Origin of the sequence: Bacillus sp. AFS002410, from assembly GCF_002556365.1 — a bacterium.
Lineage (GTDB): Bacteria > Bacillota > Bacilli > Bacillales > Bacillaceae_G > Gottfriedia.
In genome coordinates this window covers 68,091-93,911 of sequence record NZ_NUEU01000014.1, presented here as the reverse complement: position 1 = coordinate 93,911, position 25,821 = coordinate 68,091, and the positions used below count along the sequence as shown (strand labels likewise).

Here is a 25,821-nt window from a genome sequence, read left to right as displayed (position 1 = left end):
ATAAAAAAGAAGAATCGCAATTAAAATCTAGGAATCGCAAATAAAAATGAGGAATCGCAATTAAAATCCGAGATTCGCAAATAAGTTAATAAAATACATATACCGATAGGGGTATTTCACGCCAATTTTAACTTAAATAGAGCATTCTTTGTATGAAACTAGCAAATTTATTCTGGTTCGATCTAAAATGAGACGGATATAAGTTAAAACTACTTAATTTCTATGAAAAATAGGTAAAGCAAATTAAGAATACTAATGATATACCCTCTGGAGCAATGTCCATAAATTAGTAGGTTGTAAATAGAATTATACCGGTAAGGGCATTTCTTCCAAAAAGAAGGTCTTTTTTAAATTAAAACTAGCAAATTTGCTCTTATTCTATCTAAAATTGCTCCAAATCTCCGCTGAAATCTAGTAATGAAGGAAGAAGCTTCTCCTTAAAACAAAACACGCTGTCGAGATACCCCTCCGACAGCGCGTAATATTTAAATAAATGGTTTCTTTTGTTGAATGTGTAATGGCTCAAGTGCACGGTATAATATTTGTTCGTTATATTCTTCGATTTCTTTTTTTCTTGGGATGGGTTTTACGATTGATGGGTCGTCTGACCATGTTGTGGGTAACTTAACATTAGCAATTTTCTGCCATTTTTCAAGCCAATTACCCGGTATTAGTTCGGAAGTTGGTTGCTGATTTGTCATGGCTAGCCATACTTGTGACCAGGCTCTTGGTACTACTCTCCAGTAATCGTATCCTCCGCCGGTAACTGCGATCCATCTTCCGTTGCAATATTTATGGGCGATTTCGTGCGCTATTTTTGGGATTTCTTCAAATGTTTTCATTGTTGTACAGAGATGTGTTAATGGATCGTAACAGTGTGAATCAGAGCCATTTTGTGTGAGAATAACATCTGGTTTAAAGTATTGTGCTATATCAGATAAAGCTTTTTTATAGCTTGATAGGAATGAATCGTCTTCAGTGAATGCGTCAATTGGGAGATTAAATGAGTAACCAAACCCTTGGCCTTGTCCTCTTTCGGTTACAGCACCTGTCCCAGGGAACAAATATCTACCTGTTTCATGGATGGACAATGTGCAAACAGTTGGATCATCGTAAAATGCCCATTGAACTCCATCGCCATGGTGTGCGTCTGTATCTACATATAGAACTTTTAAGCCGTACTTTTTTTGTATGTATTTGATCGCGATGGCACAATCGTTATAAACGCAAAAACCAGAGGCTTTTCGTTTAAAACCGTGATGGAGCCCACCACCCAAATTAAAAGCATGATTAGATTTACCTTCTAAAACTGCGTCAACGGCAGTTAGTGTTCCACCAACAATTAGTGAGCTAGCTTCGTGCATATTTTTAAAAATTGGTGTATCTTCAGTGCCTAATCCAAATTGTTCAGCGATATTAGCACTAACCGGTTCGCGGCTTGCTTTTTTTACTTGTTCAATAAACTGTAAATCATGAAAAAGAAGAAGTTCTTCATCTGTTGCTAATCTGGGTGGAATAATATCGTGTTCATTTAATAGATTACTAGATTTTAATAATTCATAAACTAATTGAGAGCGAATCGGGTTAAATGGATGTTTTTCGTTGAACTGATATGCATGGTATTCTTCGCTATAAACTAAATAGGCATCCTTTTTCATCATGATTCACTCGCTTCATTTGGCCAAAGGATTTTATATCCTTCAGTTTTTAAAGTTTGAATGATTGTGATGGGGTTCATTGTCTGTATTCTAAATACAAGAACTTTATGATTAGTTTCCTTTGCAGGATAGACTAGGACACTTACGATATTAATATTTTCTTTTGAAAATACGTTTACTACATCACTTAAAATACCTGGATGGTCGTGGACTAAGATCTCGATTTGGGAGCTAGGCTGATATGCTCCTGTTAAAGTTACTAATGTATGTAATACATCGATTTCAGTAACGACTCCTATTAATTTTCCGCTAGATACTACTGGTAAACAGCCTATTTTATATTGATAGAAATAGGTTGCTACTTCTTCTACAAAGTCTATTGGACTGCAATTTATGACATTAGTCGTCATAATTTTTTCAACTTGTAATTCAAGAACAGTCGAACTGGCTTGTTGAAATAATGTCGAAGGTAAAGCATCTCGGACATCACGATCAGAAATGATTCCAATTACTTGTTTGTCGTCATTAATAATTGGAATATGACGAACTTCTCCTGTCCGAAAAATCGTAACTGCATCACCGATTGTATTTTCCTTTTTTAACGTAATGTTTGAACTGCGCATGATATCTTGAATAAGCATTCGATTAAATCCTACCTTTCGAGATTAAAGTTCAATTAGTACATATATCTTTGTAAAAAGCGTAAAGCGTCAAACGCTTGAATTTGTTCAGTTGTTACTCGTTTTCCAATCCTAACCATTAAACAGTTTGCTGGATGTGAACAGATTTCAGGATCATCAGTTGCAAATTGAATCAGTCCACCCGCATTCATCATTTTTTCCATCATTTTTCGATATTCCCATACATTTAATCCTGTGCCTTTTAAATCCCAATGCCAATAGTACTCAGTTGTGATAATAATATAATCTTCCATTGCATCATCTAGCATTGATAGAATAAGCATGTTTTTGGCAACCGAAAAACCTCGGAATTCAGGTATTACCTCAATTGCTCCAAGCTCAATTAAATTTTTTAATGTAGTTTTCGACCATCTTTCTAGTGGGTCTGGATATAAATATGTTACGTATCCTACGATTGTTTGATTAAGTCTAGCAATGATTATTCTTGCTTCAGGTAAACTAGCAATTTCAACAACTGCTTTATGTTGTTGTTCGGGTTGTCTAAAAGAAGTTAAGTTTTCATGAAAACGGTATGTTTCAAGTAAGGCAGACTCGACTGGTCCTTCTATAATTAACTCACCATGCTCAGTTTGAATCGTTTTTGAAAAATATTTTTTTGGGTGATCCAATGTATCTCACTCCCTGTAGAATACACCTTTTTTTATATCATACTAAAAAATGCAGAAAAGACATACAGGAAAAAAATCAGTGGATGTCTAATAGTAAATAATGTCTAATTTATTAAAAATACTGAAAATTTAATCTTATCAATGTATAATGATAGTAGAGAATATCAAGGAGGGATTTATATGAAAGTGGAAGCGCTTCCTGTAAAAAACGGGCAATTTAATTTAAAAAACTATGAGGAAACTTATAAAAATTTTAAATGGGAAGATGTAGAAAAAGAGTTTTCTTGGTATACAACACAAAAATATAATGCAGCTTTCGAGGCGATTGACCGTCATGCAAATTCTGATCGTAAAGATAAAGTCGCATTGTATTACAAAGATGATAAGAGAAATGAAAAATATACTTTTGAAGAAATGAAAAATAATTCAAACAAAGCTGCTAATGTGTTAAAGCAATTCGGTGATGTTGAAAAAGGTGACCGAGTATTTATCTTTATGCCTCGTCAACCTGAATTATATTTTGCTCTTTTAGGAGCTTTAAAATTAGGTGCTATTGTTGGACCTTTATTTGAAGCATTTATGGAAGGTGCAGTGAAGGATCGTTTAGAAGATAGTGAAGCTAAGGTATTAGTAACAACGCCTGAATTATTATCACGTGTACCAGTTAATGATTTACCTGCTTTAAAAACAATCTTCCTTATCGGTGATGATATTGAAGAAGGTGGTAAATTTGTAGATTTCAAAACTCGTTATAAAGAGGCAAAAACGGATTTTGAGATTACTTGGTTAAATCGTCATGATGGTTTAATTTTACATTATACTTCTGGTTCAACTGGCAAACCAAAAGGAGTTCTTCATGTTCAACAAGCAATGATCCAACACTATCAAACTGGTAAATGGGTGACGGATCTACAAAATGATGATGTTTATTGGTGTACAGCGGATCCAGGTTGGGTAACTGGTACATCATACGGTATTTTTGGACCGTGGTTAAATGGTGCTTCTAACGTAATCTTAGGTGGACGCTTCAGTCCAGATGCTTGGTATGAAACAATCCAAGAATTTGGTGTAACGGTTTGGTACAGTGCTCCTACAGCATTCCGCATGCTTATGGGTGCTGGAGAAGATTCTATTAAGAAATATGATTTAAGCTCTCTTCGTCATATTTTAAGTGTTGGTGAGCCTTTAAATCCTGAGGTAGTACGTTGGGGTGCGAAAGTATTTAATTTACGAATTCATGATAACTGGTGGATGACAGAAACTGGAGCTTCACTAATCTGTAACTATCCATGTATGACAATTCGCCCAGGTTCAATGGGTAAACCATTCCCTGGCATTGAAGCAGCAATTGTGGATAACAACGGGAATGAAGTTGCTCCTTATACAATGGGAAATCTAGCAATTAAAAAGGGTTGGCCATCGATGATGAATACAATTTGGAATAATGAAGCAAAATTCCAATCATATTTCTTAAATGAAGAGTGGTATGTTTCAGGTGATTCAGCTTATATGGATGAGGATGGATATTTCTGGTTCCAAGGACGAGTAGATGATGTAATTATGACTTCTGGTGAGCGAGTAGGGCCATTTGAAGTTGAAAGTAAGCTTGTCGAGCATCCGGCGATTGCAGAAGCAGGTGTAATCGGCATTCCAGATCCAGTACGCGGTGAAATTATTAAAGCATTTGTTGCTTTAAGAGATGGATTTGTTGCTTCAGATGAGTTGAAGGAAGAAATTCGTAATTTCGTTAAATTAGGTTTAGCAGCTCATGCAGCACCTAGACAAATAGAATTCCGAGATAAATTACCAAAAACTCGAAGCGGAAAAATTATGCGAAGAGTATTAAAAGCTTGGGAGTTAGACCTTCCAACAGGTGACTTATCAACTATGGAAGATTAATAAAAAAAACCATTGGAAAATTTTCCAATGGTTTTTTGTTGCTTAAAATTTCCGGTCGGAGCCACCGCCACCGGAACTTCCGCCGCCACCGCCTCTGTTGCCGCCACCGCCTGATGAATTTAAAAGAGCCGGTAATAAATTTATGATGAAGTAAGTAAGTACTCCATTGAAGAACATCATATCAATGATGATGATTACGATCACAACCGCAATGATAATGAAAACTTTTAAATTATCCCATAAAGTACTAGTTTTAGAATGACCAGTTTGATCAGAGCCTTTTAAAATAACGTTATACAATGATTTGTATGTGTTCGTTATTGCTAGAGACTCCTCACCTTTTTTTAAATATGGAATGGCACTTTGGTCGAGTATTTTTCCAGTGCGGATATCTGTTACAACGCCTTCTAAACCATACCCTACTTCAATTCTTATTTCTCTGTCTTTTTTGGCATAAAGCAGAAGAACACCATTGTTTTTCTTTTTATTACCTAATCCGTATTTTCGAAATGCTGTATTAGCATATTCTTTAATATCATTTCCCTCTAAACTTGGAATTGTTAAAACTGCAAGTTGAGCGGAAGTAGTATCTTCTAATTTTTTTCCTAATTGAATGAGCGTTTGTGTATCTTCTCTGTTAAGAACATTTGCATAATCTTGTACATAAATGTCACCTACTTGAGAGGGTACTTTAATTTCAGCACTCGCTCCAGTTGCAAAGGAAAAAAGAAATCCTATTAGGAAGATTGATGAGAGAAATTTTCTCATTTATTACCATCGCCACTAAAATCAACTTCTGGTGTAGCTTTATCTTTTTCAGATACTACAAAGTAATCCTTCTTCTCAAAACCAAACATTCCAGCTACAAGTACACCTGGGAATTTTTTAATTTTTTGATTGTAATCAGTTACAGCGTCATTATAGTCTTTACGAGCAACAGCTAATCGATTTTCTGTTCCTTCTAAGCTATCCATTAAAGCTTGGAAATTTTGATTTGATTTTAAATCAGGATAGTTTTCTACAACTACTAATAATCGACTAAGAGCTCCAGACAATTCTTGGTCAGCTTTACTTTTTTCAGCTGTTGTTTGTGCGCCAGCTAATTTTGCACGTGCATTTGTTACAGAAGCAATCACATCTTTTTCTTGTGTTGCATATCCTTTTACTGTATTTACTAAGTTTGGTATTAAATCTGAACGACGTTTAAGTTGATTATCGACTTGAGACATTTTATTTGTTACAGTCTCTTCTTTTGTAACAAAGCCATTATAGCTACCAACACCCATAAGGACTAGAACTACTACAATTATTAAAGCAATCCACATACCTTTATTTTTCAAGTAAAAACACTCCATTTCCAAAATATGTATTTTTAAAGATGTTAATATTAATATTTAACCATATTATTTGATTTAAAGCATTTTTATTCAAAAATTGCATGACAATTTATATAAAATTAATAAATAATTAATTATCTATTTGACTAAAACGTTTTATTTATGTTATAAATGTTTCATAACATTTTAATATTGAGCGTTGAAAGGCTTAGTAGTGTGAATGTATTGGATCAGAGAGCTAATGGTTGGTGAGAATTAGCACAAACATTGACATGAATTACACCCTGGAGCATTCTTTTTCGAAATTTGTATCGATTACAAATTAGGATTAGAACGGTTAACAGCCGTTAATTGTTTGAGAGGTAGCTTAATTTTTAGCTACAACTAGGGTGGTACCGCGATTTTAATTATTCGTCCCTACTGTTTAACAGTAGGGACTTTTTATTTTGTTTAGACGACGTATAGATGATCGAAGGGGTGGACTAAAAATGGAAAATATCTTACAAGATTTAGAATTTCGTGGATTAATTAATCAAATGACAGATGAAGAAGGTCTACAAAAATTATTAAGCGAAGAGTCTGTTTCATTATATTGTGGTTTTGACCCAACTGGTGATAGCTTACACATTGGACACTTATTACCAGTTTTAATGTTAAAAAGATTTCAAGTTGCAGGTCATAAACCAATTGGAGTAGTAGGTGGCGCAACAGGGATGATCGGTGACCCAAGTGGTAAAAAGGCAGAGCGTACGTTAAATACTGCTGATACAGTAAAATTGTTCAGTGAAAGAATTCGTACACAACTATTACCATTCTTAAGCTTTGAGGGTGAAAACGCTGCTAAAGTAGTTAATAACTATGATTGGACTGGGGAACTAGATGTTATTACTTTCTTACGTGACATCGGTAAAAACTTCGGATTAAATTACATGCTTGCGAAGGATTCAGTTGCATCTCGTTTAGAAGCAGGTATTTCGTTTACTGAATTTAGTTACATGATTTTACAATCATATGACTTCTTAAAATTATACCAAGACCATAACTGTAAATTACAAATTGGTGGTAGTGATCAATGGGGTAATATTACAGCTGGTATGGAATTAATCCGTAAAACAGAAGAGGATTCAAAAGCATTTGGACTTACAGTACCTTTAGTTACAAAAGCTGATGGTTCTAAATTTGGTAAAACTGAAGGTGGAGCAGTTTGGTTAGATCCTGAAAAAACAACTCCATACGAATTCTACCAATTCTGGATTAATACAGATGATCGTGATGTAGTTAAATACTTGAAATACTTCACTTTCCTATCAAAAGAGGAAATTTTAGAGCTTGAGAAACAATTTAATGAAGCACCTGAACAACGTGTTGCTCAAAAAGCATTAGCTGCTGAAGTAACTAAATTAGTTCATGGAGAAGAAGCTCTTGATCAGGCAATTAAAATTACAGAAGCACTATTTAGTGGAACTGTAAAAGAATTAACTGCTGCTGAAATTAAACAAGGTTTTAAAGATGTACCTTCATTTAATTTAAGTGATGCAGAAAAAGGCTTAGTAGATTTACTAGTTGAAGCAAAAATTTCTCCGTCAAAACGTCAAGCACGTGAAGATGTTCAAAACGGTGCTGTTTATGTAAATGGAGATCGTATTCAGGACGTTGCAAAAGTGTTATCTAAATCAGATGCAATTGAAGAACAATTTATCATTATCCGTCGTGGTAAAAAGAAATACCACTTGGTGACATTATAATATCGAACAAACAGTGAACGAAAAAGCAGTAATTTGATTGGGAGCAGTTCAGAGAGCGAGTGGTTGGTGAAAACTCGTCTGCACAATCAAATGAATTACATTTCGGGAGTTTTCTTTTCGTAGTTAGTTCATCTAATGAAGGAAAGAACGTAAGTCTACGTTACAGATTCGAGTGATAAGGAAAAGTACTAGTTTTAAGTATGTATTTCTTATAACTAGGGTGGTAACGCGATTGAGGTCGTCCCTATATTTAATAGGGAGGCCTCTTTTTTTTGTATTTTTTTTAAGAGGTGAGGAATCATGGAGATATTTGCAACAAAAGATTACGGAATATTGGCAAAACTCAATGAAGGTGTTCAGAATCTACATGCTGAATTGTTTCCAGAATTTTTTAAGGTTCACAATTTAGCTGAAATGACTGAGTTTTTTAAGAGTGTAGTAGATAAACCGGAGCATCATTTTTTCATCGTTAAAGATGTTGAAGAACTAATTGGTTATGCTTGGATTGAAGTAAAAGATATTCCTGAAGGACCTATTAAAAAAGCTTTTAGGCTAGGGTATGTTCATCAAATAAGTATAAACGAAGAAAAAAGAAATAAAGGTTACGGTTCATTTTTAATTCATAAAATTGCCTCGTTTGCACGCGATCATAATCTATCAAGAATTGAATTAGATTACTGGATCGATAATAAAAATGCAAGAAGTTTTTATGAGAAATTAGGGTTTGTAAAGTTTCGTGAACACGTATATATGGATGTATAAGTAGGGAGAGTATATAAAATGAAAAACATAGAATTAGGTGCGTTAATCGCACTGTTTACCGTTATTATGTCTAGTTGTCTAGTCTTTTTAAAGACTGATCCGCAAATTCCGCTTCTATTATGTGTAGTTAGTTTAGCTATATTTGGATTATTTAAAGGATTCAAGTGGGAACAGATTGAAAGTGGTATGAAAAAAGGAATTCAAAATGGATTGTCACCAACTTTAATCTTAATGATGATTGGTTTATTAATTGGCTCTTGGATGCTTAGTGGTACAGTTCCTACATTATTATTTTACGGAATTTCTGTTCTCTCAGCTAAGTGGTTTGCGATTAGCGCCATATTTATTACTATTATTGTTGCTAGTTTTACGGGGAGTACATTTACAACAATTGCTACAGTTGGGGTGGCTTTAATGGGAATTGCTCATATTATGGGAATTCCTCCTGCAATTGCAGCAGGTGCAATTATTAGTGGCGCATGTTTTGGGGATAAAATGTCACCCATTTCCGATACAACGAATTTCGTTCCAAGTATTTTAGGCATTAAGGTCAATGAACATATTCGCCACATGGCATATACAACAATTCCAGCCTTAATTGTTACTGTTATTTTATTTTTAATCATTGGTATGGGGCATGGAAATACAGATATGGCGCAAGTAACTGAAATGAAAAAAGCAATTTCTTCTAGCTTTGAAGTTAATCCTTTATTATTAATTCCATGTTTAATTGTTTTTATTATGGCATTTAAAGGTTTTTCAACTTTACCGACTATGACAGCTGGTATTGTTAGCTCATTAGTTTTATCATTTTTCATTCAAAAAGATATTACACTTACTAAAGTGTTCTCAACATTACAAAATGGTTTCCAATTAGATACAGGGAATGAAATGCTTAATTCAATTGTTAACCGTGGAGGATTACAATCAATGATGTGGTCTGTTTCATTGATTTTTATTGCTCTAGCTTTAGGTGGATTATTACAGGAGTTACGAGTATTCGAAACATTAATCCAATCGTTGTCTAACTTAAAACGTAGTGGAAATGTTATTGTTGCTAGTACATTGTCTGCAATGAGTGTGAACCTATTAACAGGTGAACAATACCTTTCAATTCTACTTCCTGGGCAATTATTAAAAGATGTTTTTATCAATAAAAATATTCCGCTTAAAAATTTATCTCGTGCATTAGAAGATGGGGGTACACTTTTTAACCCAATCGTACCTTGGAGTGTAAGTGGAGCATTCTTTGCTTCAACATTAGGAGTACCGGTTATTGATTATTTACCATTTTCGTTCGTGTTGTTTATTACTCCATTGTTTAGTATAGTAGCTGCTCTATTGGGTAAAGGTTTAAAGACAGAAATTAAAGGTGAAAATTCAAGAAATGCCGCATAAACAAATTCATTCTACGTAAACTAGTTTTTGTACGAACTGGTTAATGGAGGGAAAAGAATGAGTCATGCAGCTGGTGGTTCAAAGAAAAATCGTCCAAGTGATGCAAATCATGTAGATGCTAAAACGAAAGCTCACCAAAAGAGACTTTCTAAGGATCAACAAAATCCAATGGACTTAAAGTACCCAAGATAATTTATAAAGAATATTTAAGTCTAATCCCTTTTATAGTGAGTTGATACTCATTTAAAAGGGATTTTTCTATGTTACATATACCTAGTTCTTTAGAAGCTGAATGTTAAAGATTTATGTCACATATCAAATATTAATGAAATTCGCCTAATTTTTCGATAAAATAGAATTTATATTAAATTGATTTGAGGGGATAAATATAATGGGTTTTTTTAAATTAATTACATATACAATATTAATTGGAATATTAGGTTATTTATTTTGCATCGTATTCATTGGTGCAAATAGTTTTCTGCAATATAAGCATAAGGTTCCAAAAGATGCTGAGTATGTTATTGTACTAGGGGCTGGTTTGAAAAAAGATAAGCCTACTAGAGCGCTACGCTATCGGATTGAAACAGCGGCAAAGTATGCAAAAGAAAATACTAGTGCAAAAATTATTGTTTCAGGTGGAAAAGGAAAAGATGAATTAATATCAGAAGCAGAGTGTATGAAGGGTGAATTAATTAAATTGGGTATTGGAGAAGATCGAATTATTAAAGAAGATTTATCCACTAATACTTATGAAAATATGAAATACTCCAAAAAGCTTATAAATAATGCAAACGCAAAAGGGATCGTTGTATCAAATGATTATCACTTATTTAGATCTCTAAAATTAGCTAAAAAACAAGGTTTAAATGTGATTGGTCTTCCGGCAAAAACACCAAGAGTGATTATTCCAACAGCGTATTTTAGAGAATGTTTATCCATTTTAAAAGCAATATACTATAAACAAATATGAGTTGAAAATAGGCAATCTATCATTTTTTAAAAAACTATTAAGTAATTGTACCAATGTCCATTTCATTTTTTTAAATGAAACATTTTATATTATATGGATTTGCTTGTCCAAATAATATGAAAGGAGTGACGTTGATGTCAAAATTTTTATCAACAGGGGTATTAAGAAGACATTCTGATACTCAGTTCTTGACAGTAGAAGCTCTTAATCTTGACCCGGATGACTCTCGTTCAGTGAGTGTTTTTATGTTTGATTGGTCAAGTGGTTCACCAGTTATTCTTCCGATGGTTGATCCAACTACAATAACAATTCCGCCAAATCAATACAGAACATTTAGATCTTTCCAACTTCCACCAAACTTATTTGCTTATGAAGTAAGAATTCTTCATCCGAAAGATCGTGATGTTATCGTAAATGTATTTGGACTTAGTGACATTGCATTTGATCCTCAAGAAGGTAATAATGCACTGCAACATGATCTAGCGGTAGTGAAATTAAAATAATATAAAAAAGTTATTTTAATACACCTCTCATTTCCGCATAAGTAGCCCTTCCGAGTAAAGTCGGGGGCTTTTTTTATATAAATAAAACTCCCTATCAAAATTGATAGGGAGTTTTGATCGCTTTCTAAGAAGCGATATTATTAACGGTTGTAGAATTCAACGATAAGAGCTTCGTTGATTTCAGCTGGTAATTCAGAACGCTCTGGTAAGCGGTTGAAAGTACCTTCTAATTTGTCAGCGTTGAAAGTGATGTACTCAGGTACAAAGTTGTTAACTTCAACAGCTTCTTTAACTACAGCTAAGTTTTGTGATTTTTCACGTAAGCTAATAGTTTGGCCAATTTTAACGCGGAAAGATGGGATATCTACACGTTTGCCATCAACCATGATGTGACCGTGGTTAACTAATTGACGAGCAGCACGACGAGTACGAGCAAGACCCATACGGTAAACTACGTTGTCTAAACGAGTTTCTAATAAGATCATGAAGTTTTCACCATGTTTACCAGTTAATTTACCAGCGATATCAAATGTGCGACGGAATTGACGCTCATTAACACCGAACATGTGACGAAGTTTTTGCTTTTCTTGTAATTGTAAACCGTATTCTGATAATTTTTTACGTTGGTTTGGTCCGTGTTGACCTGGAGCGTAAGGGCGTTTTTCTAATTCTTTACCCGTTCCGCTTAATGAAATGCCTAAACGGCGAGATAATTTCCAAGTAGATCCTGTATAACGAGACATTGATTGTCTCCTCCTTTGAGTTTTTATTTTGGAGTAAAATAAAAACGTTCGTGTAGCCCCAGTCAGTTTATTTTGCTTTCATGTATCCTCGCTCCAGCAGCCAGAGTTACGCGATGACACCTCTAAAATAGTAGAGGAACAAAATAAAGATCAAGCCTGTGCTTACAACGCTGCGTTATTTTACACAAAAAATATTATAACCAAATAGTATAAAATAGTCAAGGGCAGTTTTAAAGATAAGATCGAATGAAAGTGAGAAGAATCGTATAATACCGCAATATGAAAATAATTACTCATGTAAGGATTTGAGTAATTAAATAAGGTTGAAACTTGTAATAACATACTCGTAAAGGGTTCATGAGTTAAAAAGAGAGAGGAAATATGAAATATATTAACTCATAAAGGGTTCATGAGTTAAGAAAAGAGCAAGAAGAAGAAAATAATTAACTCATAGAGGGTTCATGAGTTAAAAAAAGAGGCAGAAGAAGAAAATAATTAACTCATAAAAGGCTCAGAGTAAGTAAAAAAGCAAAAATCCGAAAAAATGTTACTCATAAAGGGTTCATGAGTAAGTAAAAGGTCAGAAACCTACAAAAATGTTACTCATAGAAGGTTCATGAGTAAGTAAAAAGGCAAAAAAAAGAAAAATAGTATTTCATGAGTAAGTAAAAAAGCACAAATCTGAAAACAGAATACTTATATCAGGTCGTAGCTTTTCTCTAAGTGAAGGGGATTGATAAGTTGCTTTATCATATGCTTTTTTTATTGAAGTTCTTGATTGGAACGGAAGGATTCTCGACTCCTATGGGAGATGCGGGAAGGCTGAGACCCTGCAGGCGCGCCGAGAAGGCTTAGGTCTCGCCCCATGGAAAGCGAGAATCCTGTAGTGGAAATCAACATCATACAGCTTCTTTTACATTGAAAATATTGCTGTCTGTTTGACAAACTCTCTTTCCAACAACATAAAAAAAGAAATCCATTTTCAGGATTTCTTTTTGAAACTCTTATTGAATTGTTTCCTCAATTAAATTAACAATCGCTTGAAGATATTGTTGGTCAACTTCATCAAAACGATTGAATTCTGGGCTATCGATATCTAGAACGCCAACTACTTCTCCGTTGTGCATTACAGGAATAACAATCTCCGAATTTGAAGCAGCATCACAAGCAATGTGTCCAGGGAAATCGTGTACATTATCGATTCTTTGAACTGTTTTAGTTTGAGCAGATGTACCGCAAACTCCCTTGCCGTATGGTATACGTACGCATGCAGGAAGTCCTACAAATGGACCTAAAACTAATTCATCGCGATCGCCATCTTTTAAATAAAATCCAACCCAATTTATTCTATCTAAAAATTGATTTAATAAAGCTGATGTATTTGCTAAATTAGCAATTAAGTTATGCTCATCGTAGATTAGAGCTTTAACTTGAGATGTAAGAGTATTGTATTGTTGTTCTTTCGTTCCTGAATATTCGACTTTTTGAAACATTTGTAGACCCCTTTCCCTATTTCATGTGAAATATCATAGCATATTTCGAAATAATACTGGTAATTTTGTCGACCGATTTGTAGAGGAATTTATCAAAATTTCTCTAATTAATTAAGCTATTGATGTTGTAGAAGAGGGTGACGAGTGTGGAGCAAGATAAACTTGCAACTAAAAGAAAAGTCATCGAGACAGCGCTTACTTTATTTAAAGTTAATGGATATCATGGCACTTCAGTGAGAGATATTTCTAAAAAGGCTAATGTTAATATCGCAACGATTTCATATTATTTTAAAGGTAAACAAGGATTACTTGAACATATCATAGTAGAATTTTTAGAAGGCTACGTAAAGATTTTAGATCAACATTGTTTATTATTGTATGATAAAAATGCAAAAAAAATTTTAAAAGATTTAGTTGAAGATGTACTGAATTATTATTATATAAAGAAAGAATCTACGTCGATTTTTTATAGGGAATTAACATTAGACTCTGTATTTATTCGAGAAATCATGATTACTTATTTAACGCGGGAGCGTTATATTTTTTCTCAAATTTATGATGCAATTCGTTATTCAAATTCAAAAGTTACGATGCCATTTTCAGTTTTTTTTGTGCAATTAAAATCATTTTTATCTACACCATACTTATTTCCAGGCTATTTAAATGAAGTTTTGTATATTCAGCAAAATGACTTGTATTTTTTTGAAAGATATAAAGAGTATGTAGAGAAATGGATTGAATCACTACTAGAAACGGATGAGAATATCATTAGCCATGTTGAGCTTTCATCCTAATAGATCGCCTTTTTCATTATGAGCAATCACAATGGAAAGGCGTTTTTCGTTGATTGAAATTTTGAATTTTCTACAAGTTTTTACAGGGTATATTATAGTTTGATAAAAATATGAAAAAATTGAAAAAATTAGGCCAAAAATCAACTGTCTCATGTTATTATTAACTATGACCTTAATAAAGAGTGAAATAATGACGTACATATAAATAGATCTAGATGGCAAGTAGAGGAGGTACATCAGGGAAATGACATTCTATGTAATTTTAGTCGTAATTAGTATTGTTATCGCATTGATGATTGTAGCCTTAACAATTCGACAACGTTTATACAAGAGACTCGATGAACTAGAGGCATGGAAAATGCAGTTAATGAGTAAGCCCGTAACGGATGAACTTTCAAAACTTAAGGCATTAAATATGACTGGACAAACAGAAGAGCTTTTTGAAAAATGGAGAACTGATTGGGATGAAATAGTTACAGCTTTTATACCGAAAGTAACTGATTCACTCCAAGAAATTGATGAAGCAATTAACAAGTATCATTTCATGAAAGCAAAAGCTGGAATTACGGAACTTGAAGCGCGCTTGAATGAAGCTGAGACAAGTGTAGAATTAATTCTAAATGAAGTAAGTGACTTAGTTGGTAGTGAAGAACAAAATAATTCAGATATTGAAAAGTTAAATCAAGAATATCTTGAGCAAAGAAAACTTTTACTAACACATCGTCATCTATATTCTATCTCTGAAACTCAGTTAGAAGAAAAAATGGACGAAATAAAGCAACAAGTTCAATTGTTTAATGAAACGACTGAAAACGGTAATTATTTAGAAGCAAGAGAATTAGTGAAGCATATAAGTGATGAAGTGAATACTTTAAAAGTAAATATGCAAATCATACCAGATTTATATATTGAATCCACTACGACAATGCCGTCTCAAATACATAATCTTTCAGATGGTTTAAAGCAAATGAAAGCAGATGGATATGCGCTTGACTTTGAGTTATTAGAAAATGAAACAATTGAATGTTCAAAAATCTGTATCGACTGTGTTGAGCTAATTAAAAAGCTTGAAATCACTGAAGCAAACGACAAGCTTGAATTAGTAAAAGCAAAAGTTGATGCAATCTACGATTTATTAGAAAAAGAAGTTGAGAGTAAATACGTAGTAGAAAAAGAAATTTGGACTTCGCAGGAAGAAATTCTAGAAATTAGAGAAAATAATTTGAAAACAAAAGAAGAGACTCAATTAGTTCAACAAATTTATGAGCTAAGTGATGAAGATACTAAAGCTCAAAAATTAGTTGAAAAGCAGGTAAGTATCATTACAAAGCGATTCGAGCTATTACAAATTCGAGTGGCTGAACAAGATCTTGCATTTTCAGTTATAAGAAATGAGTTAGATCTATTGAAAAATCAGATGGAAGAAGTGAAGGAATCTCATTTAGCGTATGTTGAAATGTTGAAAGCACTTCGAAAAGATGAACTGCAAGCACGCGATCAGCTGATTGATATGAAGCGCCTAATGTTAGAGGTCAAACGTCTTGTTCAAATTTCTAATTTGCCTGGAATGCCAGTTTCTTCTATGAAACAAATTCAAGACGCTCATGACAGTATGCAAAGGGTTTATTTAGAATTAGAGAAAAAACCATTAAAAATGACAACTGTTTCGTCTTTATTAGAACAAGCTGCAACAGCTGTAAATGATTGTTATAAAGAAACGAAATATATGATTGAACAAGGATATTTCGTTGAAAAAGTAATACAATATGGAAATCGCTATAGAAGTAATAATGTACAAATGGCAACGTCAATGGACAAAGCAGAACAGTTATTTAGAGAATTCCAATATAATGAAGCTCTAGAAGAAGCTGCTGTCTCAATTGAAAATGTCGAGCCAGGTGCAATTGATAAATTACAAGAAATACTAAATGAACAAAAGTACACACTACCCCTATAGATGCAAATCTTAGGGGTTTCGTCTGTTTTCAGATATAATGAAAAATGGACTCAAGCAATATGGAGGTTACGGAAGAATTATGATTTATTTTGATAATAGTGCTACTACTAAACCTTATAAAGAGGTGTTAGATACATATATTACAGTTTCGGACCAGTTTTTTGGAAATCCTTCTTCGATTCATAAACTTGGTGGGCGGTCTGAGCAATTACTGTCAAAAGCTAGAAATCAAATTGCAGAGCTTTTATCGGTTCAGCCATCAGAGATCATCTTTACATCAGGTGGAACAGAAGGTAATAATTTAGCTATTAAAGGTACTGCCATGATGCACCGTTCAAGAGGGAAACATCTTATTACAACTGAAATTGAACATCCATCAATCTATGAAGCATATAAACAGTTAGAGGAACTTGGATTTGAAGTAACTTATTTAACTCCAAATGAGGATGGGTTTATTTCTGTCGAGGAACTAAAAGAAGCTTTAAGAGATGATACTATACTTGTTTCTGTCATTCATGTAAATAATGAAACAGGAGCAATTCAGCCCATAAATGAAATCGGACAATTATTAAAGGATTATCCAAAAGTATTTTTCCATGTTGATGCTGTACAAGGTATTGGAAAAGTTCCGTTAACGATAAAGCAGTCTGCAATCGATTTGTTAACGATTTCTGGCCATAAATTTCATAGTGTAAAAGGGACGGGGATTTTATATATTAGAGAGGGTGTAACATTATCTTCTTTAATGACAGGTGGTTCACAGGAAAGAGAGATTCGTTCAGGGACGGAAAATCTAGCTGGAATAGTTGCGATGGCAAAAGCTTTAAGAATTACGCTAGAAAAACAAAAAACGATGAAAAATCACTTAATTAAGATGAGAAATGGGCTAATTCAACAGTTAGAGCTAATTGACGGAGCCGTAATGAATTCACCAGAATCAAATTTTGCCCCTCATATAATAAATATTTCATTTGTAGGATTAAAGCCTGAAGTAATTGTCCATGCTCTATCTGAAGAAAATGTTTTTATTTCTACAAAATCAGCATGTTCTTCGAAAACTTTTGAAATCAGCCGTGTTTTACAGAGTATGGGTAAAAGCGAGAAAGTTGCGAGTAGTGCTGTCAGAATTAGTCTTTCTTATGAAAATACGATGAATGAAGTAGAGCAATTTAATAACATAATTAAAGAAGTAATAAAAAATTTATATAAAGTAATGAGGTAACAGCATGAATGTAGAATATATTTTAATTCGTTATGGAGAAATGACTACAAAAGGGAAAAACCGAGGTAGATTTACAAGTATATTAAGAGAAAATGTTAGTAAACGTTTAAAAGCTTTTGAAAAACTAAAAATTACTACGACACGTGATCGTATGTATATAAAATTAAATGGTGAAGACCATGAAAAAGTTGCTGCAAATTTAAAAGAAGTTTTTGGAATTCATACGTTTAGTTTTGCTAGGAAAGTTGATACTGAATTAGATGCCATTAAAGTAGGTGCTCTTGAAGCGGTTAATGAGCTTGGTGATAGTGTTAAAACGTTTAAAGTGAATGTACAGCGTAGTTATAAACAATTTCCATTAAATACACCACAGCTTAATCGTGAGCTTGGTGGGTATATACTTCAAAATACAGATCATTTAACTGTTGATGTACATAATCCAGATGTAGCTGTTCGTGTAGAAGTACGTGATGATGCTACGTATATTACTTGTGGAGAAGAATATGGTGCAGGTGGATATCCAGTTGGAGTTGGCGGAAAAGTTATGTTATTACTTTCAGGAGGAATTGACAGTCCTGTAGCAGCATATATGTTGTTAAAACGAGGCGTATCAATTGAAGCGATTCATTTTGAAAGTCCTCCATTTACGAGTGATCGTGCGAAACAAAAAGTAATGGATTTATCAAGTAAACTAACTAGATATTGTAGACGTGTAACTTTACATGTTATTCCTTTTACTGAAATTCAAAAAGCGATTCATAAGGAAATGCCAGCAAGCTACACTATGACGATCATGAGACGAGTTATGCTTCGAATTGCTGAGCAAGTTTCTATGAATCGAAAAGCACTAGCTTTAGCTACTGGTGAAAGCTTAGGTCAAGTAGCAAGTCAGACGTTGGAAAGTATGCATACGATCAATGAAGTAACGAATTATCCAGTTCTAAGACCGCTATTAGCGATGGATAAATTAGAGATTATGGAAATCGCTAAGAAAATTGATACGTATGATATTAGTATTAGACCATACGAGGATTGCTGTACAATCTTCACTCCATCTAATCCAACTACAAAACCAAAACGTGACAAAGTGGCTCGTTTTGAAAGTCGTTTTGACTTTACAGAACTAATTAATGAAGCCGTTAGCAATAGAGAATCAATCATTTTTGAAAACGAAATGATTCGAACTCAATCTTCAACGAAAGAAGAAGAAATCGATATCGACGCACTTTTATAATAATTACTAAAAATTACCAGTAAAATTATGAATGAAGTCATGTGTTTTATCACACTCTATATTCACAAGGAGGTGACAACACATGACAAATAGAAATAATTCAAGTAATTCATTAGTAGCACCTGGTGCGCAAGCAGCATTAGACGCAATGAAGTATGAGATTGCTACAGAGTTTGGCGTACAACTTGGCCCTGATTCTACTTCTCGCGCGAATGGTTCTGTTGGTGGTGAAATCACAAAACGTTTAGTACAAATGGCTGAACAAAGCCTTGGTGGATATTCAAAATAATAAATTTAAATAATTATGGATTAAGGGGTAGGGTCAAACCTACCCCTTTTCTATTTGTCTTTGTCTTTCTCTTTCTCGATGATTTAGTATCGAGATCAATCTTTGCTATAATAGAGAGAATAAATTGAAGGAGAGACCTGTTCATGTCATACATTGAAAATGAAATTATTAGAATTACAACTAAATCCGGGGGAGCAGAGTTAACAGGTATCTATCATAAAAAGGATGGGCTAAATTATTTATGGAACGCTAATCCTGCTTATTGGGGGAGACATGCACCTGTTTTATTTCCGAATGTAGGTAAATTAATTGATAATCAATATAAAGTGGAAAATCATATTTATGAGCTTTCTCAGCATGGCTTTGCAAGAGATATGGATTTTAAATTAACTGATCTAAAAGAAGATGAAATCAATTATGAGTTAAAAAGTAGTGAACAAACCCTTTTAAAGTATCCATTTCAATTTACGTTAAATATTAATTATAAAGTAAAGGATAATACTGTTTTTATTAAGAATGTCGTAACGAATAATGATCAGAAATCAATGCCGTTTTCAATAGGTGCTCATCCAGCTTTTAATATTCCTCTCAAGGAAGGTGAAACTTTTGAGGACTATTATTTACAATTTGAAGAAGAAGAAAAATTAGAAACAATTAAATTAGAAGGACCTTATCGAAATGGCAAAAGAGAACTGATCGCTCAAAATATAAAGAATTTACCTTTAACTCGAGAGCTGTTTAAAGATGATGCTTTAATATTTGAAAAGCTGAATAAAAATGTAATGACGATTCGTTCGAAAAATCACAGTAGTATGATTAAAGTAAATTTCGAAGGTTTTCCATACGTAGGAATATGGACAACACAAACTGCGCCATTTCTATGCATCGAACCATGGTATGGAATTGCAGATGAAATTGGTCCAGTAAAAGAAATGAAAAACAAACTAGGTATTCAAAATTTAAATCCTAATGAAACGTTTACTTGTACTTACAGTATTACAGTTGGTAGTTGAATAGAAAGATTTAGATCATAAGAAGTGAAACCATCTATCTAGGTGGTTTATTTTTTTTGTGCATTTTTGTTTAAATTTTCTGAAAAATAGTCGATAATTAGCAGGAATTGACGATATAATTAACGAAACCATTATTATTCTATTTTGCAAAATTCGAAATATAATTTTAGTAATGATCAAAAGGAGGACTAACTAAGATGAACGGAACAAGTTTAATAGCTCCAAAAGTATATAATCTAGTATGGGAAATTGAAAAATTTGCAACAACGGATAAAGTAGCGTTGAAATGGGTTGATTCAAACGGTGAATCCAATCAGATAACATATAAGGAACTTTATAATAAAGTTCATCAATATGCTTTTACATTTAAAAATAGTGGCATTGAAAAAGGGGACAAACTTTTTGTAATGATGCCTAGATGTATAGAGACTTATGTAGTTTATTTAGCAATCTTAAAAATCGGATGTGTTGTCATCCCAGGTTCTGAAATGTTAACTGTTAAGGATATTCAATATCGTCTAGAACATAGTGATGTTAAAGCGATTGTATCGCATGATGAATATATAGGTACATTTAGTGAAATTGCTAAAAGTGGAAAATATAAATTATTTACAATCCATAATCAACAAACTGTGTGGACTTCATTAAATGATCAAGCGATTAGCGGAGCACACGTATTAACTGTAGAAACAAAAAGTGATGACTTAGCATTTATTTCGTATACATCTGGAACGACTGGCAATCCAAAAGGAGTTGTACATACTCACAGTTGGGGATATGCGCATATTCGAACTGTTGCTTCAAATTGGTTAGATGTTACTGAGGAGGACACTGTATGGGCGACTGCAGGTCCAGGATGGCAAAAGTGGATCTGGAGCCCGTTTTTAGCAACGTTAGGAAGTGGGGCAACAGGGTTCTTTTATGAAGGGAAATTTGATGCAAATACTTTCTTAACATTACTTAAAGAACAAAATATAACAGTATTTTGCAGTACGCCAACCGAATATCGATTTATGGCTAAGGTTGATAATTTAGATCAATATCAATTACCAGCATTAAGAAGTGCTGTTTCAGCGGGTGAACCATTAAATCAAGAGGTAATCCGTACATTTAAAAAACATTTTAATGTTGATGTAAGAGATGGGTATGGACAAACTGAAAATACTTTATTAATTGGAACGATGAAGGACATTAAAGCAAAGGTAGGTTCAATGGGAATTCCTACACCTGGTAACCTAGTTGAAATCGTGGATGATGAAGGAAATCCGGTCGGATTTAATGAAGTAGGACATATTGCAGTGCATTTAAGCTCTCCTGCTCTTTTTAAACACTATTATAATGATATGGAGCGAACAAATGCACAAAAAAAAGGTGAGTATTACTTAACTGGCGATCGAGCTAAAAAAGATGAAGATGGTTACTATTGGTTCGATGGACGTAGTGACGATATTATCATTAGCTCAGGTTATACAATTGGTCCTTTTGAAATAGAAGATGCTCTTGTACAACACAAGCTTGTAAAGGAATGTGCAGTCGTTGCAAGTCCTGATCCTTTACGTGGAAATATTGTAAAGGCATTTGTTGTATTGACAGAGAATACCCAAAATCAAGAAGATTTAATTTCAGAACTACAAGAGCACGTTAAAAAAATTACTGCACCATATAAATATCCACGTAAAATTGAATTTGTTCAAGAGCTACCGAAAACAACTTCTGGTAAAATCCGAAGAATAGAGCTGCGTGCAATGGAACAATTACGTGAATCGAATTGAGTAAATACTTATGTTAAAATGAGGGGGAATTCCCTCATTTTTTCATATTAAGAAAGTACAAAGGTGAGGGAAAGTTTAAGTTTATACGCCTAAGGGCTCGCTAACCGGCGAGTTTTCTTTATTTTTGTTTGGAAAAAATAACGAATTAGCAAAGGGATGGTGGTTTTTAGATGAAAAAGCTTTGGTATAATGGTTTATTTTATACGATGGAAAGTGAAGGGGAAAAGGTAGAGTCAATTATTACGGAAGATGACCGAATTGTAAAAACTGGGACATATAATTCGCTATTATCTTATTTAGATGGCGAACAATTTGAGAAGATTGATTGTAATGGGAAAACTGGTTTTCCTGGATTTATTGATAGTCATTTACATTTAATTGGACATGGTGAAGCGAAAAATCGCGTCGACTTGACTAAATGTAGTACATATAGTGAAATGCTAGAGCGTATGAAAAAAGCAGTTAGTGAATCAGGTTCTAATGAATGGATTATAGGTGAGGGATGGAACGAAAATGAATGGGATTCAATACCAACTTTTAGTATCGACGATTTAAATCGATTATCGAATACAAATCCGATTGTGTTAAAAAGGACTTGTCGACATGTCTATTTTGTCAATTCTCTTGCACTTAATAAAGCAAGTATAAATGACGATATGCAGATTGAAGGTGGACAAATTGGATTCTCCGAGGATGGACAGTTAAACGGTTTATTGTATGATGAAGCTGTCAATTTAGTCCTTAAAGCAATGCCGGCACCTGATGATCTATATTTGTCAAAAGCAATTATTTCCGCAATAAAAGATTGTTATCAACATGGTATTGTTGGTGCCGTTACGGAGGATTTATCTTACTATGGTAATGCCAATTTAGTCATTGATTTATATGAACAACTTTTAAATGAAGTTCCATTCCATACTCATGTCTTAATTCATCACACGACTTTAGATGAAGTTAAAGATAGATTACATAGCGGAAATAGAAATGTATCTTTCGGAGGCGTAAAAGCATTTATTGATGGTTCATTTGGTGGTAGAACAGCCCTGCTTGAAAAACCTTATGAAGACGACAATAGGATCACTGGATTACAGGTGACTTCCCCAGAAAAATTAGAAGTAATTACGAAAAAAGCACGTGAAAATAATTTGCCAATTGCATTTCATATGATTGGTGACTTAGCTGTAAGGCAAGGTATTGATGCAGTTAAAAAGTATCCTAATAAAGATAAACTACCAGATCGATTTATTCATTGTGCTCTTTTATCACCTAAGCTAATTGAGGAAATGAAAAAACTAAATATCGTTGTTGATGTACAAACGTCATTTTTATATGCTGATTACCCATGGTTAGTAGATCGAATCGGAAATAGTAGAAACCACTATGCATTCTTGATGAAATCTTTACTAAATGAATCAATTGCTTTAGCGAACGGGTCAGATACACCGATTGATACAGTTAATCCATGGCAAGGAATTTATACAGCGGTTACTCGAAAAGCAAAAAACGGAGAAGTCTATAATATTCAAGAAGCAATTAGCTTGTACGAAGCAATTAAACTTTATACAGTTGATAGTGCGGCATCATTCGGTCAAGATGACAAAAGAGGATTAATAAAAGAAGGGTATTTCGCTGATTTTATTCTGTTTGATGAAGATCCCTTTGAGTTAGATCCAGACAGTCTACTATCTGTAAAATGTAGTGAAACTATTTGCCGAGGAAATATTGTTTATAGAAAGTCAGAAGAGCGATATTAATGGCTGGATGATCAATCATTAGATATTGAAACTATATCAACATAACCCAATAATTTATCAATAAAAATCTTTTTTATCAACAAATTTCACAAATCGTTCGAATACAACTCAATAGTTCAACACTCTAAAAGAATGGTATTTAAATTTACCGTTCTTTTTTTGTTTATCCAGTTACTGGTTTGCCTATACTGTTACAAAAAAGGGTGGTTTTTTGCTTTATATATACTCTATTCTAATTTTTATTGCATTCCTAGTGTTTCTGTTAATACTCTTTGTACTTTTTATTAATATGAAAGTAGTTATTAACAGTGTCTATACAAAAGAAGAACGGTTTATGAATGTTAAACTTTCTATTTTGAAAAACTTAATACATTTTAACTTTACAGTTCCTTTAAAAAGACCAAAAGAAGTTAAGGAAGATGTGTCGGATTTAGAGAAGAAAAGGGATATCTCTGTCTTTCAACAAATTGATTTTTTCATAAATCTATATTCGAATGGACATACTATCATTACGAAATTTCTAAGGTCTGTACAAATTTACAATTTAACTTACCATATTCATTTTGGTGTTGGAAACTCTGCTTTAACAGGGATATCGATCGGAACGGCTTATAGTGCAATCGGAATTTTAGAAAACTTATTGAGCAAATTTACGGTTTTACATCATCCTCCAACGATCGATATTACACCGAACTATTATACAAATATAATGGAAACGACTGGTAAAATCAGGTTTTCATTTTCGGTACGAAAGGCAGTATTTGCGGGATTATTATTTTTAAAAGCATATTTGAAAACTAGAAAAGAATTTAAAGCAACACATCCAATCGAAACTAATTAGAGGTGATTAACAATGAGTCAACATCCTATTGGAGACTTAATGCACGCAGCAATGGAAAACTTATCAGCAATGATTAATGTTAATACGATTATTGGTGATCCTATTTCAACACCTGATGGAAGCTTAATTTTAACTGTATCAAAAGTGGGAGTTGGCTTCGCAGCTGGTGGAAGTGAATTTCGAAATTATCATCTTGTAGATGGTGTAAAGCAGGCTGAAGTAAGAAGTCCACATCCATTTGGAGGAGGTACTGGTGGTGGAGCATCAATCACTCCAATTGCCTTTTTAATTGTAAGCAAAGATGGAGTTAAATTACTTCACTTAGATCAAAATACGCATTTAATTGAAAAGCTAATGGACTTAACGCCACAAGCTTTAGAAAAAGTAAAAAAATACATGAAGAAAAAAGATGATTCAGATAAACCTGAAGAAGATTTTGATACAGATTTAGATTAAATATAAAATTTAAGTAAAGTTAATTGCAATCAAGGTGTCCTTCCAGTAAGATAAATGTTGTGAACATTTTGTAATTTTGGGAGGAAATAACATGGCATCTGTAACATTTAAAAACAATCCAGTAACTCTTGTTGGCCAAGAAGTAAAAGTAGGAGAAAAAGCTCCAAGCTTTACTGTTTTAGCAAATGATTTAAGCCCAGTAACTTTAGAAGCTTCAGCTGGTAAAGTTCGCTTAATTAGCGCAGTACCTTCTGTAGACACTGGTATTTGTGATGCACAAACTCGTCGTTTTAACGAAGAATTATCAAACGTAGAAAACGTAGAAGTTTTAACAATTTCTATGGACTTACCATTCGCACAAAAAAGATGGTGTGCTGCTAGTGGTTTAGAAAATGTACATACTTTATCTGATCACCGTGATGCATCTTTTGGTGAAGCATTTGGTGTATTAATGCAAGAATTACGTTTATTAGCTCGTGCAGTATTCGTAGTAGACTCAAATGATGTTGTTACTTACGTTGAGTACGTAGCTGAAGGTACAACTCATCCAAACTATGAAGCAGCAATCGAAGCTGTAAAAGCTGCTAAATAATTTAAAATAACTCAATTAAGAGTTAAAAGGCTGTCGAGTAGATCTCGGCAGTTTTTTTATATTTCGTGATAAAAAAA

25 protein-coding genes and 2 other annotated features are annotated in these 25,821 nt (G+C 33.5%); of the genes, 18 read left to right on the top strand and 7 right to left on the bottom strand.

Going from position 1 to position 25,821, the window contains the following annotated elements:
• Positions 1-485: 485 nt before the first annotated feature.
• From CN692_RS11360 to CN692_RS11350, 3 genes are read right to left on the bottom strand one after another with little or no spacing between them, the layout of a single operon-like run.
• On the bottom strand, positions 486-1,658 hold the full coding sequence (locus CN692_RS11360; RefSeq protein WP_098119275.1) for an acetoin utilization protein AcuC: 1,173 nt from the start codon (positions 1,656-1,658) through the stop codon (positions 486-488).
• Positions 1,658-2,299, bottom strand: a complete 642-nt coding sequence (locus CN692_RS11355; protein WP_098119274.1) for an acetoin utilization AcuB family protein — start codon at positions 2,297-2,299, stop codon at positions 1,658-1,660. Before CN692_RS11355 ends, CN692_RS11360 begins: the two co-directional genes overlap by 1 nt.
• Positions 2,300-2,334: 35 nt before the next feature.
• A complete protein-coding gene (locus CN692_RS11350) occupies positions 2,335-2,967 on the bottom strand; it encodes a GNAT family N-acetyltransferase (RefSeq protein ID WP_098119273.1) in 633 nt (210 codons plus the stop codon).
• Positions 2,968-3,147: 180 nt separating this feature from the next.
• On the opposite strand from CN692_RS11350, the gene acsA reads away from it, so the two are divergent.
• Positions 3,148-4,866 carry an acetate--CoA ligase gene (gene acsA / locus CN692_RS11345; protein ID WP_098119272.1) on the top strand — a complete coding sequence of 573 codons (1,719 nt, stop codon included), beginning with the start codon at positions 3,148-3,150 and terminating at the stop codon, positions 4,864-4,866.
• A 42-nt stretch (positions 4,867-4,908) separates the two neighbouring features.
• Here acsA and CN692_RS11340 read toward each other — a convergent pair whose 3' ends face one another.
• Entirely contained in the window at positions 4,909-5,634 is a 726-nt protein-coding gene (locus CN692_RS11340) for a TPM domain-containing protein (protein ID WP_098119271.1), read from the bottom strand.
• Positions 5,631-6,206, bottom strand: coding sequence for a LemA family protein (locus tag CN692_RS11335; protein ID WP_098119270.1), 576 nt, complete (start codon positions 6,204-6,206; stop codon positions 5,631-5,633). The genes CN692_RS11340 and CN692_RS11335 overlap by 4 nt, the downstream gene beginning before the upstream one ends.
• Before the next feature lie 187 nt (positions 6,207-6,393).
• Positions 6,394-6,625: a binding site (T-box leader), on the top strand.
• 66 nt (positions 6,626-6,691) lie between these two features.
• Here CN692_RS11335 and tyrS point away from each other — a divergent pair.
• The 6 genes from tyrS (at position 6,692) to CN692_RS11305 (ending at position 11,584) form a co-directional block, all read left to right on the top strand.
• Complete coding sequence (gene tyrS, locus CN692_RS11330) at positions 6,692-7,948, top strand: tyrosine--tRNA ligase (protein ID WP_098119269.1); 1,257 nt, start codon at positions 6,692-6,694, stop codon at positions 7,946-7,948.
• A gap of 4 nt (positions 7,949-7,952) precedes the next feature.
• Positions 7,953-8,197 (top strand) — a binding site (T-box leader).
• A gap of 51 nt (positions 8,198-8,248) precedes the next feature.
• Positions 8,249-8,710, top strand: coding sequence for a GNAT family N-acetyltransferase (locus tag CN692_RS11325; RefSeq protein WP_098119268.1), 462 nt, complete (start codon positions 8,249-8,251; stop codon positions 8,708-8,710).
• Positions 8,711-8,728: 18 nt separating this feature from the next.
• Positions 8,729-10,108, top strand: a complete 1,380-nt coding sequence (gene nhaC / locus CN692_RS11320) for a Na+/H+ antiporter NhaC (RefSeq protein WP_098119267.1) — start codon at positions 8,729-8,731, stop codon at positions 10,106-10,108.
• A 57-nt stretch (positions 10,109-10,165) separates the two neighbouring features.
• Positions 10,166-10,300: a hypothetical protein gene (locus tag CN692_RS26700; protein ID WP_098119266.1), complete on the top strand. Its 135-nt coding sequence runs from the start codon at positions 10,166-10,168 to the stop codon at positions 10,298-10,300.
• Positions 10,301-10,499: 199 nt separating this feature from the next.
• Positions 10,500-11,081 carry a YdcF family protein gene (locus CN692_RS11310; protein ID WP_098119265.1) on the top strand — a complete coding sequence of 194 codons (582 nt, stop codon included), beginning with the start codon at positions 10,500-10,502 and terminating at the stop codon, positions 11,079-11,081.
• Between the two features lie 134 nt (positions 11,082-11,215).
• Positions 11,216-11,584, top strand: a complete 369-nt coding sequence (locus CN692_RS11305; RefSeq protein WP_257131643.1) for a hypothetical protein — start codon at positions 11,216-11,218, stop codon at positions 11,582-11,584.
• Between the two features lie 140 nt (positions 11,585-11,724).
• On the opposite strand, the gene rpsD is transcribed toward CN692_RS11305, so the two are convergent.
• Complete coding sequence (rpsD, locus tag CN692_RS11300; protein ID WP_098119263.1) at positions 11,725-12,327, bottom strand: 30S ribosomal protein S4; 603 nt, start codon at positions 12,325-12,327, stop codon at positions 11,725-11,727.
• Between the two features lie 1,004 nt (positions 12,328-13,331).
• Entirely contained in the window at positions 13,332-13,820 is a 489-nt protein-coding gene (locus CN692_RS11295; RefSeq protein ID WP_098119262.1) for a GAF domain-containing protein, read from the bottom strand.
• Positions 13,821-13,966: 146 nt separating this feature from the next.
• On the opposite strand from CN692_RS11295, the gene refZ reads away from it, so the two are divergent.
• From refZ to tpx, 11 genes are all read left to right on the top strand, one after another.
• Positions 13,967-14,614 (top strand): forespore capture DNA-binding protein RefZ, encoded by a 648-nt coding sequence (gene refZ / locus CN692_RS11290; protein WP_179874422.1) that lies wholly within the window; start codon positions 13,967-13,969, stop codon positions 14,612-14,614.
• A gap of 244 nt (positions 14,615-14,858) precedes the next feature.
• Positions 14,859-16,571 (top strand): septation ring formation regulator EzrA, encoded by a 1,713-nt coding sequence (gene ezrA, locus CN692_RS11285; RefSeq protein ID WP_098119260.1) that lies wholly within the window; start codon positions 14,859-14,861, stop codon positions 16,569-16,571.
• 79 nt (positions 16,572-16,650) lie between these two features.
• Positions 16,651-17,793 (top strand): cysteine desulfurase family protein, encoded by a 1,143-nt coding sequence (locus tag CN692_RS11280; RefSeq protein WP_098119259.1) that lies wholly within the window; start codon positions 16,651-16,653, stop codon positions 17,791-17,793.
• Between the two features lie 4 nt (positions 17,794-17,797).
• Positions 17,798-19,027 (top strand): tRNA uracil 4-sulfurtransferase ThiI, encoded by a 1,230-nt coding sequence (gene thiI, locus CN692_RS11275; RefSeq protein WP_098119258.1) that lies wholly within the window; start codon positions 17,798-17,800, stop codon positions 19,025-19,027.
• An 82-nt stretch (positions 19,028-19,109) separates the two neighbouring features.
• Positions 19,110-19,316: an alpha/beta-type small acid-soluble spore protein gene (locus CN692_RS11270; protein WP_098119257.1), complete on the top strand. Its 207-nt coding sequence runs from the start codon at positions 19,110-19,112 to the stop codon at positions 19,314-19,316.
• Between the two features lie 143 nt (positions 19,317-19,459).
• Positions 19,460-20,329 (top strand): aldose 1-epimerase family protein, encoded by an 870-nt coding sequence (locus CN692_RS11265; protein WP_098119256.1) that lies wholly within the window; start codon positions 19,460-19,462, stop codon positions 20,327-20,329.
• A 197-nt stretch (positions 20,330-20,526) separates the two neighbouring features.
• Complete coding sequence (gene mbcS, locus CN692_RS11260) at positions 20,527-22,101, top strand: acyl-CoA synthetase MbcS (RefSeq protein WP_098119255.1); 1,575 nt, start codon at positions 20,527-20,529, stop codon at positions 22,099-22,101.
• Positions 22,102-22,271: 170 nt separating this feature from the next.
• Positions 22,272-23,855, top strand: coding sequence for an amidohydrolase (locus CN692_RS11255; protein WP_098119254.1), 1,584 nt, complete (start codon positions 22,272-22,274; stop codon positions 23,853-23,855).
• Positions 23,856-24,189: 334 nt separating this feature from the next.
• Entirely contained in the window at positions 24,190-24,696 is a 507-nt protein-coding gene (locus tag CN692_RS11250) for a DUF2953 domain-containing protein (protein WP_179865483.1), read from the top strand.
• A gap of 12 nt (positions 24,697-24,708) precedes the next feature.
• Positions 24,709-25,152, top strand: coding sequence for a GerW family sporulation protein (ytfJ, locus tag CN692_RS11245; protein ID WP_098119252.1), 444 nt, complete (start codon positions 24,709-24,711; stop codon positions 25,150-25,152).
• Positions 25,153-25,243: 91 nt separating this feature from the next.
• On the top strand, positions 25,244-25,744 hold the full coding sequence (gene tpx, locus CN692_RS11240; protein ID WP_098119251.1) for a thiol peroxidase: 501 nt from the start codon (positions 25,244-25,246) through the stop codon (positions 25,742-25,744).
• The last annotated feature ends 77 nt before the right edge of the window (positions 25,745-25,821 follow it).